This is a genomic window from Actinosynnema pretiosum, from assembly GCF_002354875.1.
GTDB lineage: Bacteria > Actinomycetota > Actinomycetes > Mycobacteriales > Pseudonocardiaceae > Actinosynnema > Actinosynnema auranticum.
In genome coordinates, this window is record NZ_CP023445.1 from 5834808 (window position 1) to 5849715 (window position 14908).

General features: G+C 73.8%; 12 protein-coding genes. 3 read left to right on the top strand and 9 right to left on the bottom strand.

Annotated features, from left to right (window positions below; genetic code table 11):
- Positions 1–18 precede the first annotated feature (18 nt).
- Positions 19–2205 (top strand): N,N-dimethylformamidase beta subunit family domain-containing protein, encoded by a 2187-nt coding sequence (locus CNX65_RS24650; protein ID WP_096495896.1) that lies wholly within the window; start codon positions 19–21, stop codon positions 2203–2205.
- A gap of 22 nt (positions 2206–2227) precedes the next feature.
- On the top strand, positions 2228–3655 hold the full coding sequence (locus tag CNX65_RS24655; protein WP_198320554.1) for an APC family permease: 1428 nt from the start codon (positions 2228–2230) through the stop codon (positions 3653–3655).
- Positions 3656–3819: 164 nt separating this feature from the next.
- Here CNX65_RS24655 and CNX65_RS24660 read toward each other — a convergent pair whose 3' ends face one another.
- From CNX65_RS24660 to CNX65_RS24685, 6 genes are all read right to left on the bottom strand, one after another.
- On the bottom strand, positions 3820–4473 hold the full coding sequence (locus tag CNX65_RS24660; protein ID WP_157767834.1) for a response regulator transcription factor: 654 nt from the start codon (positions 4471–4473) through the stop codon (positions 3820–3822).
- A gap of 1421 nt (positions 4474–5894) precedes the next feature.
- A complete protein-coding gene (locus tag CNX65_RS24665; protein ID WP_096495898.1) occupies positions 5895–6497 on the bottom strand; it encodes a histone deacetylase in 603 nt (200 codons plus the stop codon).
- A complete protein-coding gene (locus CNX65_RS24670) occupies positions 6473–7030 on the bottom strand; it encodes a GNAT family N-acetyltransferase (protein WP_096497982.1) in 558 nt (185 codons plus the stop codon). Before CNX65_RS24670 ends, CNX65_RS24665 begins: the two co-directional genes overlap by 25 nt.
- Before the next feature lie 10 nt (positions 7031–7040).
- Positions 7041–8384, bottom strand: coding sequence for a dihydrolipoamide acetyltransferase family protein (locus CNX65_RS24675; RefSeq protein ID WP_096495899.1), 1344 nt, complete (start codon positions 8382–8384; stop codon positions 7041–7043).
- A complete protein-coding gene (locus CNX65_RS24680) occupies positions 8377–9354 on the bottom strand; it encodes an alpha-ketoacid dehydrogenase subunit beta (RefSeq protein ID WP_096495900.1) in 978 nt (325 codons plus the stop codon). Before CNX65_RS24680 ends, CNX65_RS24675 begins: the two co-directional genes overlap by 8 nt.
- A gap of 62 nt (positions 9355–9416) precedes the next feature.
- Positions 9417–10574: a thiamine pyrophosphate-dependent dehydrogenase E1 component subunit alpha gene (locus CNX65_RS24685; RefSeq protein ID WP_232519993.1), complete on the bottom strand. Its 1158-nt coding sequence runs from the start codon at positions 10572–10574 to the stop codon at positions 9417–9419.
- Positions 10575–10697: 123 nt separating this feature from the next.
- Between CNX65_RS24685 and CNX65_RS24690 the strand changes: the two genes are divergently transcribed.
- Positions 10698–11174: an Lrp/AsnC family transcriptional regulator gene (locus CNX65_RS24690; protein WP_041838314.1), complete on the top strand. Its 477-nt coding sequence runs from the start codon at positions 10698–10700 to the stop codon at positions 11172–11174.
- 445 nt (positions 11175–11619) lie between these two features.
- On the opposite strand, the gene CNX65_RS24695 is transcribed toward CNX65_RS24690, so the two are convergent.
- From CNX65_RS24695 to CNX65_RS24705, 3 genes are all read right to left on the bottom strand, one after another.
- Positions 11620–12384 carry a CAP domain-containing protein gene (locus CNX65_RS24695; protein ID WP_096495901.1) on the bottom strand — a complete coding sequence of 255 codons (765 nt, stop codon included), beginning with the start codon at positions 12382–12384 and terminating at the stop codon, positions 11620–11622.
- Positions 12385–12639: 255 nt separating this feature from the next.
- Positions 12640–13920, bottom strand: a complete 1281-nt coding sequence (locus CNX65_RS24700; protein WP_096495902.1) for a HAMP domain-containing sensor histidine kinase — start codon at positions 13918–13920, stop codon at positions 12640–12642.
- Positions 13917–14603, bottom strand: a complete 687-nt coding sequence (locus CNX65_RS24705) for a response regulator transcription factor (protein ID WP_118947478.1) — start codon at positions 14601–14603, stop codon at positions 13917–13919. Before CNX65_RS24705 ends, CNX65_RS24700 begins: the two co-directional genes overlap by 4 nt.
- Positions 14604–14908 lie beyond the last annotated feature (305 nt).

Here is a 14908-nt window from a genome sequence, read left to right on the forward strand (position 1 = left end):
CGGAGATGGGGTCAAGCAGTGCGGTTAGTCGGCTACGCCGACCGGTTCAGCGCCGAACCGGGGGAGAGCGTGGAGTTCATGGTCAGCTCGGTCCCGCGGTCCTTCCGGGCGTCGATCACACGTCTGGGCGACCCGGACCCGCACGTCGCGGGTGGTGACCTCGGCGAGTTCCCCGGCCTGCGGCAGAGCCTGCCCGCCGGGTCGCACGCGCGGGTGGACGGGCCGGTCGGGCCGTCGGTGCGCAGCGTGAGCGTGCAGCTGTGGTTGTGGCCCACCACACCGGACGAGGGCGAGCAGACGCTCGTGGCGCTCGAGGGGGCGGACGGGTCCTCGGCGGTGCTGTCCCTGCGCGCGGGCAGGCCCGTGCTCGCGGTCTCCGACCCCGGTGGCGCCACGAGCGAGGCGGTCCTGGAGCACGCGGTCGTCGGTCGCACCTGGTACTTCCTGGCCGCCTCGTGCGCCTCGGGCACAGCCGTGCTGCGCCTGGAGGCGGTCGACCGCGCCGCCTCGGAGCTGGACGGCCACCACGCGGGTCCCCTGACGCCGGTCGACCGCGCCCTCCCCCGCCGGGGCGCCACCACGCTGGCCGGACCGGGGGCGTTCTACAACGGCAAGCTGGAGTCCCCGCGCGTGTTCGAGCGGGCGCTCGGCGCGGCCGAGTTCGACGCCCTGCGCGACGGCGGCGACCCGACGTCGCTGCCGGGGTTGTTGGCGGCGTGGGACTTCTCGCGCGGCATCGACTCGACCCGCGTCCACGACGGGTCGGGGCGCGGACTGCACGGCGTCACCGTGCAGCGCCCCACCCGCGCGGTCACCGGGCACGGCTGGGACGGCTCGGAGAGCTCGTGGCGGCACGCGCCGCACCAGTACGGCGCGATCCACTTCCACGACGACGACCTCGACGACGCGGGCTGGGAGCCCTCGGTGCGCTGGCGGGTGCCTGAGGGCGTCCGCAGCGGGCTGTACGCGCTGCGCGTGGAGGCGGACGGCGCCTCGGACGAGATCCCGTTCGCGGTGCGTCCCCCCGCGCGGACCGCCACGGCGCCGGTGCTGCTCCTGCTGCCCACCTACAGCTACCTGGCCTACGCCAACCAGCACATGCTCACCGCGGGCAGCCTCAAGTCCATGCTGGAGTCGGCCGCCACCGGGCCGGACGGCGCGGCCAGGGCGAAGGGGTACCCGTCCGACCCGGCCGACCGGTACATCGTGGACAACCGGCTCAACAGCCTCTACGACCACCACTCGGACGGGTCCGGGGTCTGTTACTCCTCCCGCGCGCTGCCGATCGTCACCATGCGCCGGGAGTACGTGGAGCCCGCGCTGGACGGCGGTGAGGGCGGGCTGCACCAGTTCCCCGCCGACCTGGTGCTCGCGCGGTGGCTGCGCGACTCCGGGCACGAGTTCGACGTGGCCACCGACGAGGACCTGCACCGCGAGGGCGCGGACCTGCTGCGCCGCTACCGGGTCGTGCTCACCGGCACCCACCACGAGTACTGGTCCGAGCGGATGCTCGACTCGCTCAGGTCCTACCTGGACGGTGGCGGCAGGCTCGTGAACCTGACCGGCAACGGCTTCTACTGGGTCACCGAGCCGGACCCCGAGCGCGGGCACACGGTGGAGATCCGCCGCAAGGCCCCGTCCACCCGGATCTGGGAGTCCGCGCCCGGCGAGGGCGACCTGAGCTTCACCGGGACGCAGGGCGGGCTGTGGCGCTACCGCAACCGCACGCCGCAGTCCCTGGTCGGCGTCGGGTTCACCGCGCAGGGGCTGGGACCGGGCAGGCCCTACCACCGCACCCCGGAGTCGTTCGACCCGTCGGTGAAGTGGGTGTTCGAGGGGCTGGGCGACGACGAGCCGATCGGCGACCACCCCGGCCTCATCTGCGGGCACGGCGCGGCGGGCTTCGAGATCGACCGCGCCGACCACGCCCTCGGCACGCCCGCGCGGGCGGTGGTGCTGGCGTCGGCGACCGGGTTCTCCGACTCCTACCAGCACTGCAGCGAGGAGATCGGGGTGTCCGACTCCGGCCAGTCCGGCAGCGTCAACGCCGCGGTGCGCGCCGACATGGTGCTGGTCGACTACCCGAACGCGGGCGCGGTGTTCTCCGTCGGCTCCATCGCGTGGTGCGGCGCGCTGCCCCACAACGGAGGCGACAACACCGCCTCCAAGGTGACCCGGAACGTCCTGGCCCGCTTCCTGCGGTGACCGCTCTGCGAGGAGGTCAGTGGTGGTGTCGAGCAGCCAGTCCCGGCAGCTGAAGCAGTCCGCGGTCGGCACGGCGGGCATCGTCTTCCTGGTGGTGTCCGCCGCGGCCCCGCTCGGCGCCACCCTGGGCGCGGGCCCCGTCGCCTTCGCGGCGAGCGGGGTCGGCGCGCCGGGGCTGTTCGCGGTCGTGGCGGTGGTGCTGCTGCTGTTCGCGGTCGGCTACGCGGGCATGAGCGAGCACGTCACCGACGCGGGCGGCTTCACCGCGTTCGTCGCGCTGGGGATCGGCCCGCGCGCCGGGCAGGCCGCGGCGGGGGTGGCGCTGCTGGCGTACAACTGCCTGCTGGTGGGGATCACGGGCCAGTTCGGCGAGTTCGGCCACGACCTGCTGGCGCGGTGGGGCGTCGACGTGCCCTGGCAGCCGCTGGCGCTGGCCGCGCTGCTCGCGGTCGGCGTGCTGGGGTACCTGGAGCTCGACCTGTCGGCGCGGGTGCTGGGCGTGCTGATGGCGGCCGAGGTCCTCGTGCTGGTGGCGTTCGACCTCGCCGTGATCACCTCGGGCGGGGCCGAGGGCGTCAACGCCGACGCCTTCGCGCCGTCCGCGCTCGTCGCGGGCGCGCCGGGGGTGGCGCTGCTGTTCGCCTTCACCTGCTTCGTGGGCTTCGAGGCGGCCACGGTGTACGGCGAGGAGGCGCGCGAGCCCCGGCGCACCGTGCCGAGGGCGACCTACGCGTCCGTGGTGCTGATGGGGTTGTTCTACGCCACCACGACCTGGGCCGTGGGGCTGGCGCACGGGTCGGGCGCGGTGGCGGCGCGGGCGGCGGAGGACCCGGTCGGCTTCGTGACCGCCGTGACGACGCGCCACCTCGGCCAGGCCGCCACCGACGTGGTGCAGGTCCTGGTGGTGACGAGCGTCTTCGCGGTGCTGCTGGCGCTGCACAACACGCTGTCCCGCTACCTGTTCGCCCTGGGGCGCGGCGGCCTGCTGCCCGACGCCCTGGGGCGCACCCACCCCCGCTTCCGCAGCCCGCACCGGGCGAGCGCGACGCAGACCTGCGTGACGCTCCTGGTGCTGGGGGTGTTCACGGCCGCGGGGGTGCACCCGTTCACGCAGCTGTTCCCGTGGCTGGTGGGGGTGGGGACGCTGGCGCTGCTCGTGGTGCAGACCGGGGCGGCGCTGGCCGTGGTCGCCTTCTTCCGCCGCACTCCCGGTGGCGGGCGCTGGTCGACCCTCGTCGCCCCGCTGCTGGGGTTCGCGGGGCTGGCGGTGTTCACCGGTCTGGCGGTGGCGAACCTCGACCTGCTCACCGGTCTGACCGGACCTCCCGCCTACCTGCTGGCGCTGCTGATCCCGGCGGCGGCCTGCGCCACGCTGGCGTGCGGTCTGCGGCGCCGGGCGACCGCCGGGCCGGGCGTCCCCGCCGCGGGGTCCGCGCGCGCACGGGGCTGAGGGAACGGGGCTGAGGGGGCGCTGCTGAGGGGGCGCTGCTGAGGGAACAGAGCTGAGGGAACGGTGCCGAGAGGGCGCTGCTGAGGGAACGGTGCTGAGGGGGGCGGGGGCCCGGCGTGGGGCCGTGCTGGCGCTGCACCGCGAGCACGGCGCCCCCGTCCCCCTCAGATGAGCCCGGAGCGGATCGCGTAGGACACGGCGTGCGTGCGGTTGCGCAGGTTCAGCCGCTTGATGAGGTTGTAGAAGACGTTCTTCACCGTCCGCTCCGAGTAGGCCAGCTCGCGGGCGATCTCCTCCAGGGTCATGCCGTCCGCCATCAGCCTGAGGATCTCGACCTCGCGGGCCTGGAGCCCCGACGACGTCAACCCCCTCGGCACCAGCACGTGCTCCTGCAACCGCTGCAGGTACTCCAGCAGGCCGGCCTGGATGGAGTTGGGGAAGTCCGCCTGCCCCTGGTGCGCGGTGCGGATGAGGCGGCGGAAGCGGTCGGGGGTGTACTCGTCGCGCCAGAGGACCCCGCGCACGCCGTGCTCGATGGCCGCCGCGTAGTCGAGGTACCAGGCGCTGCGGACGATGAGGCAGAACGTCGTGCCCGGTGTCCGGTGCTCGCGCATGAAGTCCAGCGTGGTCATGTCGACGTTGTCGACGGAGATCACCACCACGCCCTGAACGGGCTTGCCCGCGTCGAGCGGCACGAGCCTGAACTCCGCGGTGGAGCCGATCTCCTCGGCGAGGTGGGCGCGCGTGATCGGGTCCGCGGCGTGCACCGCGACGTCGATCGCGCCGACGTCGCGCTCCGTCGGCTGCTCCGGGATCATGATGCCGACTTCACCCGCGCCGGTGCGCGCCAGCGGGGACCGCGTGTGAGTCCTGCGCGCGTGGTTGCAGCTCGTCATAAGCTGACCCCGCCCCGGCACGTCCGCGGCGATTCGCCGTCGACTTCGGGAAGCGACACGAGAACTTCAGGTGTACGACGGGTCACACCTCTCCGACAAACCGCGATCCTGTGCCTGTTTACGCAACGTGGCCACACGTGCACCCTTCCCTCATACCGACAGCCGATCCGGCCGTTATCCGACTCATTCCAAGTTTTGCACAACCTTCGCCAAAGCGCGCAAACCCCAAAAAATCGGGCACCCGGCAGGGGCAAGTTCAGGCAGTCGGACTTCGGCCTGACCTCTGTGCGCGGCAGGTCGGGCGAACGCGCAGCCGCGCTGGTCATCAGCCGCCGCGCTTTTGGTTGCCGCAAGATTCGGGTCAAGTGGGGACCGAGTCAGGCCCGAGTTGCGCGCAGCGCGCCGGAACCGGGCAGAAAACGGGCAGCGCGCTCACAGTGCGCTCACCGGTTCGCTACCACGAGTGACATATTCCCCCTGCCGCTGCCGGGGCGGGCGGCGTTGGACGGACGAACGAGCGGAACCGGACGGCGACCCTCCACACCGAAGATCGACTACCGGATGATCGGGCAGCGGACAAGGGTTTTTCGGGCACAAAACGCCACAAATCGCAAAAACTCCTGCTCAAGCGAGGGCGGGCAGCCGCGCACCGCCCGCTTCCCGCCCGCACCGCGATCGCCCGACATGCAGCGACGATCACGATCGGAGCAAATCCGGTAAAAGAAGAAAAAACCGAAAATGCATTACCAAGAAAAGCGGCCCGCTGTCAACAGACCAATCCACCGCCCGGTTCACCCGAAGAGACGTTCCCCATTTCACCCTCTCCTCACGGCGGGATGCCCCGGCGGCGGGCGGACAAGCGGGCGCGCGGATCGCCCGAGCCCTTTCCCGGAGAACCCCGCTGGGCGTGGCGGTCGTTTTCCCCGTTCCCCGCGCCGGGGCGCGGCGCCGGGTGCTCGGGACCGCGGCGAGGGCCTTCGGCCAGAGCGGCGCGCGTCGCGCGGCAGCGGCACCGGCGTGAGCAGCGGCGGCCCGCCGATCACCGGCAGCAGCCCGGTCTGCGCCACCAGCACCAGGAGCAGGCCGGACCTGGGCGGGCCCGGCGCCGAGGACGAGGACGGCGATGAGCGGGAACGCGTCGAACGCCGACCACGTCCTCGTCGTGCGCGACCCCCTTCGGCTCGGGGGGCGGCTCGCCCCGTGAGGGCGTGGGGAGGCGAGCGCGGTGATCCCACCGGGCTCGCCGGCGGTTGCGGCGCTCTGCTCGCGGTGGCGGGCTGCTCGCCGGATCCGGGTTCGCGGGCTTGATCGCGCTCAGCGCGGGCGCCGCGCGCGGAACGCGCTCACAGCAGCGCCGCGATCTCCCCCGCCGTCCAGAACGGCGTGGTCCCCGCCAGGTGCGCGGCCACCCGCTCCGGTGTCCAGGACCAGGTCTCCCGCAGGCCACCCGCCAGCATCCTCAGGTACGCGGCGCTCGGGCTGGTGTGCCGGACCTCGTCGGCCCGCCAGGGCGCGGTGAACGTCAGCGCCGGGCAGCCGTCCGCCTCGCCGACCAGCACCAGGGTCTCGTACCGGCCGGGTCCCAGTTCGGCCCGCCCGGTGGCCAGGACGGTCAACAGGTCCAGGTCCTCGCCCGGTTCGCGGTACATCTCCTGCGCCGCCACGTCCGAGAACTGGCCCACCGTCACCAGGTACGCCCGGCCCGCCGCGACCCCCGGCAGCGACGGGTCGTAGAACGCCCTCCCGCCGTCCCACACCGGCGAGTGCGTGGTGAAGTACACCCCGCCGGGCAGCTCCCACGGGCGGTCCGCGCGCGGGGGCGCGGTGTCCCGGCAGCCGGGGTAGGCGCGCGCCGCGCCGGGCGGGGTCCCGCCGGACAGGTAGCAGCCGAACCTCCCCGCGTGCAGGTTCGACCCGTAGCTCACGTACCAGACGAGGCCGACCACTCGTCCTCCAGCAGCGCGTACACGTACACGTCGCCCCACTCGCCCTTGAACACCTCGTTGTGCCGGAAGTGCGCCTCCCTGCGCATCCCCAGCTTCTCCATCACCCGCCACGACGCGGTGTTCCTCGGATCGCACTGCGCGACCACCCGGTGCAGCCCCAGCTCCTCGAAGGCCAGGCGCAGCAACACCTCCGACGCCTCGACGGCGATCCCCCGCCCGTGGTGGTCGGGGTGCAGGACGTAGCCGATCTCGCCCTGCCGGTTCGCCTCGCTCAGCCACTTCAGCACGACCTCGCCGACGACCTCGTCGTCCAGCTCGACCGCCAGCGACAGGTCCTCGCCCGCCTTCGACGGCCACGGCACGGCGGCCCTGGTCATCAGCTGGTCCGCGCTCTCCTCCAGGGTGCGCGGCCCGCCGTACAGGTAGCGCACGACGTCCTCGCGCGACTGCCACGAGTGCAGCGCTTCCAGGTCCAGCCCCGTGAAGGGGCGCAGCAGCAGGCGTTCGGTGCGGATCGGGTAGTCGGGTGCCACGCCCCCCACGTTAGACGTCGGCGAGCAGCGCCACCGGGTTCTCGACCAGGTCCGCGACGTACCGCAGGAACCCGCCCGCCACCCCGCCGTCGCACACCCGGTGGTCGAAGCTGAGCGTCAGCTGGGCCACCTTGCGCAGCGCCAGCCGCCCCTCGTGCGCCCACGGGCGGTCGGCGATGCGGCCGATGCCCAGGATCGCGACCTCCGGGTGGTTGATGATCGCGGCCGAGCCGTCCACGCCGAACACGCCGTAGTTGTTGAGGGTGAACGTCCCGCCGGTCAGGTCGGCCGCCGTCAGCCCGCCGTCGCGGGCGGACGCGGTCAGGTCGCGCAGCCGCCCGGTCAGCTCGGTCGCGGTCAGCGCGTGCGCGCCCCGCACCACCGGGACCACCAGGCCCCGGTCGGTCTGGGCGGCGAAGCCGAGGTTCACCTCGTCCAGCAGCACGACCTCGTCGCCCTCGACGCGCGAGTTCAGCTCGGGGAAGCGGCGCAGGGCCAGCGCGGTGAACCTGGCCAGCAGGCCCAGCAGCGACACCGTCGGCAGCGCGGCGCGCGCCTCCACGAGCCCGGTGGCGTCCACGTCGACCCACACCGTCGCCTCGGGGATCTCCCTGCGGGAGGTGGCGAACTTGCGCGCCGCGACGCCCCGGACACCGGTCAGCGGGATGCGCCTGCCCCGCGCGGGGGGCGCGGCGGCGGGCTCGGTCCAGGGACCGGGGGCGCGGGCCGCTCGGGGCGCGCGGGCGGCGATCTCCCGCTCCACGTCGGCGCGGCGGATCACCCCGCCGGGGCCGCTGCCCTCGACGGTCTCCAGGGCCACCCCGTTGTCGCGGGCCAACCTCCGCACCAGCGGGGAGATCACGGCGGGCGCGAGCCCGGCCGGTCCGGCCGCGACGGGCGCCTCCGCGACGGGGGCGTGCGTCACGCGGCGACGGCGGCGGTTCTGCTGCGAGGTGCCGTAACCGACGAGCACGTTCCCGCTGTGCTCCGCCGAATCAGCCCGCGCCGAATCAGCCCGCGCGGAACCCGACCGCGCGGAACCCGACCGCACCGCACCGGGTGCCGCGGCGGCGGCCTCCGCCGCGACCGGTTCCCCTTGCGCCGCAGCGCCTCCCGCCCCGTCACCGGCGACGCTCAGCAGCACCGACCCCACCGCCAACCGCTGCCCCGGCTCGCCGTGCCGCGCGGTCACCACACCCCCGTACGGGCAGGGCACCTCCACCACGGCCTTGGCGGTCTCCACCTCCACCACGGGCTGGTCCACCACGACCGGGTCGCCGACCGCGACCAGCCAGGACACGATCTCCCCGTCCGTGAGCCCCTCGCCCAGGTCGGGCAGCCGGAAGTCAGGCACCGCGCACCTCCACCCGGTCGTCCCACTGCAGCGCGCCGATGGTGTCCAGGATGCGGTCCACGCCGGGCAGGTGGTGCTCCTCCAGCATCGGCGGCGGGTACGGGATGTCGAAGCCGGTCACCCGCAGCACCGGCGCGTGCAGGTGGTGGAAGCACCGCTCGGTCACCCGCGCCACGACCTCCGCGCCGTACCCGCCGAACCCGGCGGCCTCGTGCACCACCACGGCCCGCCCGGTGCGGCGCACCGACGCGCACACCGTCTCGTCGTCGAACGGCGCCAGGGTGCGCAGGTCGACGACCTCCACGTCCCAGCCCTCGGCACGGGCGGCCTCGGCGGTCTCCAGCGCGGTCAGCACCATCGGACCGTACGCGATCAGGGTCACGTCCCGGCCGGGCCGCCGCACGAGCGCCCGGTCGAACGCCGGTCCGCCCCCCGCCAGCTCGCCCTTGGACCAGTAGCGGCGCTTGGGCTCCAGGAACACCACCGGGTCCGGGCTGTCGATCGCGTCGCGCAGCAGCCGGTACGCGTCGTCGGGCGTGCCCGGCGTGACCACGCGCAGTCCGGGCGTGTGCGTGTAGTAGGCCTCGGACGAGTCGCAGTGGTGCTCCACGCCGCCGATGCCGCCGCCGTACGGGATGCGCACCACCACGGGCAGCGACAGCGCGCCCGCCGTGCGGTTGCGCAACTTGGCCAGGTGGCTGGTGATCTGCTCGAACGCCGGGTAGGCGAACGCGTCGAACTGCATCTCCACCACCGGCCGCAGCCCGTTCATGGCCATGCCGATGGCGGTGCCGAGGATGCCCGCCTCGGCGAGCGGGGTGTCGAACACGCGGCGCTCGCCGAACCGCTCGGCCAGCCCGTCGGTCACCCGGAACACCCCGCCCAGCGGGCCGACGTCCTCGCCGAACACCAGCACGCGCTCGTCGGCGGACAGCGCGTCGGCCAGCGCCCGGTTGAGCGCGGCGGCCATCGACACCTCGCCGGACGGCGGCCCGGCGGAAGCCGGAACCCCTTGCGCCGCAACGACCTCGGTCATGCCCGTCCCCCGTCCGACTTCTCGGCGCCCATCGTCCCGGCGCCCAACCCCTCGGCGCCCAACCCCTCGGCGCCCAATCCCTCGGCGTCGAGCTCGCGCGCCAGCATCGCGGCCTGCTCGCGCAGCTGCGCGGTCGGCTCGGCGTACACGTGCCGGAACAGGTCCGCCGGGTCCACGCGCGCGTCCGCGTTCAGCTCGGCCCGCAGCGCCGCGGCGAACTCCTCCGCCTCGGCGTCCACCGAGTCGCGGCGCGCCGGGTCGAGCAGCCCGCGCGAGGCCAGGTGCGAGGCGAGCCGGTCGACGGGGTCGCGGGCCAGCCAGTGCGCGACCTCGGCGGAGTCCCGGTAGCGGGAGGCGTCGTCGGCGTTGGTGTGCGCCTCGATGCGGTAGGTAAGCGCTTCCACGAGCACCGGCTCACCGGACGCCAGCGCCTGCGACACCACCGCGTACACCGCCGCCGCGTCGTTGCCGTCCACCAGCACCGACCGGATGCCGTACCCGATCCCCTTGTGCGCCAACGTGGGCGCGGCGGTCTGCTTGCTCAGCGGCACGCTGATCGCGTAACCGTTGTTCTGCACCAGGAACACCACCGGCGCCTTCCACACCCCGGCGAAGTTCAGCGCCTCGTGCGTGTCGCCCTCGCTGGTCGCGCCGTCGCCGAGCAGCACCAGCGCGGCGGTGTCCTCGCCCTTGTAGCGGGCGGCGTGCGCGAAGCCCACGGCGTGCGGGGTGTTGGTCGCCAGCGGCGTGCACTGCGGTCCGACGCGGTGCTCGCGCGGGTCGTAGCCGAGGTGCCAGTCGCCGCGCAGCAGGGTCAGCGCGCCCGCGGCGGGCACGCCCCTGGTGACCAGGGCGACGCTGTCGCGGTAGGTGGGGAACAGCCAGTCGCGCTCGCGCATCGCCAGGACCGCGCCGACCTGGCACGCCTCCTGGCCGCGCGAGGACGGGTAGACGGCGAGGCGGCCCTGGCGGGTGAGCGCGGTGGCCTGGGTGTCGAAGCGGCGCCCGACGACCATGCGGCGGTGCAGCTCCAGCAGCACCTCGTCGTCGGGCATCCGAAGCGGTGAGCCCTCGACCGCGGACCCGTCGGGGCGCAGCAGCGCCAGCGGTTCCTCGGTGGGGAGCAGGGTCCGGTCCGGTGTGGCTGTGGCCATTCGGCACCTCCTGCGCGACGTCGGCGGGGATGCCGGGAATGGTCCAGGTCACACCGATCGGGCGTCCAGCTCGCGGGTCCCGATCTGGACGAACGGCACCGCACCGGGGTTATGTTCGACCGCATGACGCCCAGCGCTGGACGAACGGCACCGCTCGACGCGACGGACCGCCGGATCGTGGCCGAGCTGCGCGCGGACGGCAGGCTGTCGATGCGGTCGCTGGCCGAGCGGCTGCACATCTCGCGGGCGAGCGCGTACTCGAGGGTGGAGCGGCTGCACCGGGACGGGGTGATCACCGGGTACGCGGCGGTGGTGGACCCGGAGCGGTGCGGGATGGGGATCTCCGCGTACGTGTACCTGAAGATCAGCCAGCACTCGTGGAAGGCGGTGCGGCGGCGGGTGCTGGAGATCCCCGAGGTGTGGCAGGGGTCGCTGGTGTCCGGGGACTACGACCTGGTGCTGCTGGTGCGCACGCCGGACGCGCAGAGCCTGCGGGACCTGGTGCTGAACCGGTTGCAGACGATGCCGGACGTGACGTCCAGCCACACCGTGCTGATCCTGGACGAGCTGCCGTCGCCGGGGCGCGAACCGGAGCTGTGACGCGCCGGGCGGTTCGGCCCTCCGGCGCGGGACGCGCTGGACCGGGTTCCCGGACGGCCCAGGGTTGCCGTCGGGGCCCCGTCCCGCGTCACCGCGCCGGAGGACACCACCTGGTGAAGGAGCTTCCCGCGCCGAGACCGGGCACCGTGCCGGGGACCGCGCCGCAGCGGTGCAGGGTTGCTGCGGTCCGGTTCTCGGGCACGGCGCGGATCGGTCTCCGCGCGGTCGGGTCGCATCGCGCGCTGCGCGGCGGTGCGAGACCCCGCACCCGCCGCGCCGCAGGTCAGTGCTGCGGCCCAGCGGGTGCGGGCTCTTCCCCCCTCGGCCCCTCCCCCGCCGCAGGGTGGCGGGGGGAAGGGCGTGGGCTCCCGGTCCCGCCGCAGGGTGGCGGGGGTCGGGCACGGGCTTGCGGCCCCGCCGCGGGGAGGCGGGGCCGGGACGGGCGCTACCAGCCGAAGTTCTGCGTCCAGTAGATCCCGTACGAGCCGCCCTTGGCCATGCCGACGCCGAGCGTCTTCAGGCCGCAGTTGAGGATGTTGGCCCGGTGGCCCTCCGAGTCCATCCAGCTCTTCATGACGTCCTCGGGCGTGCGCTGCCCGGCGGCGATGTTCTCCGCGCCCGGCGAGGGGTGACCGGCGGCCTTGATCCGGTCGACGAAGCTGCGCCCGTCCTTGGACACGTGCGAGAAGTAGTTCTGCGCGGCCATGTCGGCGCTGTGCGCCCTGGCCGCCTTGCCGAGCCGCGCGTCGGCGGTGACGGCCGGGCAGTTGTTGGCCTTGCGCTGCTCGTTGGTCAGCGCGATGACCTTCTCCTCGGCGATCTCCACGTCGGACTTCTGCGGCGCGGGGGCCTGCGTCGTCCTCGGCGGCTGCGCGGGGGTCTCCTGCTTGGGGGGTTGCGCGGGGGTGGACGTCGGCGCGACAGGGGGTTGCGTCGTCGTCGTGGTCGCGGGGGCCTCCGAGGAGGACGGCGCCGGGGAGGACGGCGTCGTCGCGGTCGTGGTCGTCGCGTCGGCTGCCCCGCTCGCGGACGACGGGGAGGCGGGGTCGGAGGCGGCCGTGGTGCTGGTCGCCGCGGGCGCGCCGAAAGCGGCTGCGGCGTTGGCGATGTTCCCCGCGTTGACCGGCCCCGGCGCAGCGGGCCCACCGCAGCCCGCGAGGGCGACGAGGGCCAGAGCGGCTGCGGGCAGTGCGGTCCTGGGACGCGGCACGGTATTCCTCATCTGCTCGGGGACATTGTCGGGCGCGGTGACCGCAGCAGCGCTTGTGCAGGGAAGCGCGCGCGGCCACCGCACCGGCAGGGGGAATCGAAGCGGGCCGGTCGAGTTTGGGAGAACGCTGGCGGCCCGCCGCAATTCCTGTAATCACTCTAACGAGTCAAAACGAATTGTCAACTCGCAATTATTTATGGAAGTTTTAAGGTTGCTATCAGGAAGCGGAAAGGCGCGATCGGCCAGGCCGGCGCGTCAGGCCGACGCGTCGGACAGCCTGCGCATCCGCAGCTGCACCCGCAGGCCGCCCAGCGGCCCCCGGTCGAGCACCAGCTCCCCGTCCGCGGACTCGGCGGCGCGGCGGGCGATGTCCAGCCCGAGCCCGGTCGACCCGGCCCCGCTGCTCCCCCGCTTGAGCGCCGCCTCCGGGTCGTCCACGCCGGGTCCGGCGTCCTCGATGACGATGACCACGCGGTCGCGCTGGTGGAACAGCGCCACGACGAACCCGGTGCCCTCGGGGGTGTGCCGGAAGATGTTGCCGAGCAGCACGTCCATGGCGGCGGCCAGGTCGCTGCGGTTGATGGGCACGAACGCGGTGCGCTCGGTGCCGCGCAGGTTCCACAGCCGCTGCTGGTCGTCGGCCAGCGCGGACCAGAACACCAGCCGGTCGTGCACCACGCGGGCGGCGTCGCAGCGCTTGCCGTCCGGGTCGTCCAGCTCCCTGCGGGCGGCCCTGATCAGCTCGTTGACCTCGCGCTCCAGCGCGTGCACGGCCTGCCTGACCCGGTTCGCGCCGGGGTCGGGGCCGAGCGTCTCGGAGTCGAGGCGCAGCGCGGTGAGCGGGGTGCGCAGCCGGTGCGAGAGGTCGGCGAGGATCTCCCGCTCGCTGGTCACGAGCTTGCCGATGCGGTCGGCCATGCGGTTGAACGCGCCACCGGCGGCCACCAGCTCGGGCGGTCCGGACGGTTCGACGCGGGCCTCCAGGTCGCCCTGTCCCATGCGCCTGGCGCCGTCGGCGAGCTCGCGGGAGGCCTTGACCACGCGCGCGCCCAGGCGGTCCGCGACCAGCACCGACCCGAGCACGAGGGTGACGGCGACGCCGAACAGCGCCAGCCACGCCTGGCCGACGCCCTGGCTGAGCTGCGCCTCCGGCACGAACGCCTCGACGACGGCGACCCCGTCGGCCAGCACCACCGGTTGCAGGTGCACGCGGCCGTCCGGCACGGTCGCGGTGAACGCCCGGCCCTCGCGCTGGGCGGTGCGCAGCTGGCTCGTGGTGGCCTTGACCTCGCCGATCACCCCGCCTGCCGCCATGTGCACCGCGACGTGGCCGTTCACGCTGGTCAGGGCCTGCTCGACCATGACCGGGTCGGCGGTGATGGCGAGCACCGGGGTGAGCGCGACGGCCTGCCGCTCGGCGTCGGCGAGCGCCTTGTCCTCGGCGAGCTGGCGCACCACCAGGCCGAGCGGGATGAGGAAGGCCAGCGCGACCATCGAGGTGACGGCGAGCGCGACGACGGCCAGCGACCGCCTCACCCTACGGCCGTGAGCTTGAAGCCGACGCCGCGCACGGTGTGCAGGTAGCGGGGCTGCGCGGCGCGCTCGCCGAGCTTGCGGCGCAGCCACGACAGGTGCACGTCGAGCGTCTGGTCGTCGTGCCTGCCGGGCAGGTTCCACAGGTTCGCCAGCAGTTCGGCGCGCGGCACCACCTTGCCCTCGCGGGCGGCGAGGTAGGCGAGCAGGTCGAACTCCTTGCGGGTGAGGTTGAGCTCGCGGCCGGACAGCCGCGCCTCGCGCCGGTCGAGGTCGATCAGCAGGTGCGGGCCCACGCGCATCGGGCCGGGTTCGGGCGCGGCCTTGCGGGTGCGCCGCAGCACCGCGGAGAGCCGGGCGGCCAGGTGCTCGCTGGAGAACGGTTTGACCAGGTAGTCGTCGGCGCCCGCGTTGAGCAGGCGGACGATCTCGGCCTCGTCGTCGCGGGCGGTGGCGACGATGACGGGGGTGTCGCACACCCCGCGCATCATCTTGAGGGCGTCGCCGCCGTCCATGTCGGGGAGGCCCAGGTCCAGCACCACGAGGTCGAAGTCGTGGTCGGCGATCTCGCGCAGCGCTTCGAGGGCGGCGCCGACGGCCAGCACGGCGTGGCCCATACCGGTCAGCGCGCGCGTGACCGCCGAGCGCACCACCGGGTCGTCCTCCACCAACAACACCGAAACCATGCGCGAACGGTAACGCGTGCCCGTGCACATTCTGCAACCTACCCGTATCACCCGTCCGTGAGCGGCCGGACGATCATTGCCCGATCGGGCGAAAGGGAGGTCAGTCGGATGCCGTCCCACCCCTCTGCCGCACCCCTGCCAATGCCTGGTTGAACAGGAGGGACCCGTTTCCCGGGGAACGGGATAATCCGATTGTCGGTCGTGCGGGAAAGCGACTCCGGGCGAGCGGTCGGGCACTGCGGGCTCCCGGCGTCCGCGCGCGGCCGTGACGGGCGGTCAGGCGGCGGCGGGCACGACCACGCGGG

Bases quoted from the DNA above. Each gene is read 5' to 3' on its own strand.
- CNX65_RS24660 (WP_157767834.1), bottom strand. From the start codon at position 4,473: ATGATCCCGGAGCAGCCGACGGAGCGCGACGTCGGCGCGATCGACGTC.
- CNX65_RS24680 (WP_096495900.1), bottom strand. From the start codon at position 9,354: ATGGCCGCCGCGCTCAACCGGGCGCTGGCCGACGCGCTGTCCGCCGAC.
- CNX65_RS24690 (WP_041838314.1), top strand. From the start codon at position 10,698: ATGACGCCCAGCGCTGGACGAACGGCACCGCTCGACGCGACGGACCGC.
- CNX65_RS24705 (WP_118947478.1), bottom strand. From the start codon at position 14,603: ATGGTTTCGGTGTTGTTGGTGGAGGACGACCCGGTGGTGCGCTCGGCG.
- CNX65_RS24685 (WP_232519993.1), bottom strand. From the start codon at position 10,574: ATGGCCACAGCCACACCGGACCGGACCCTGCTCCCCACCGAGGAACCG.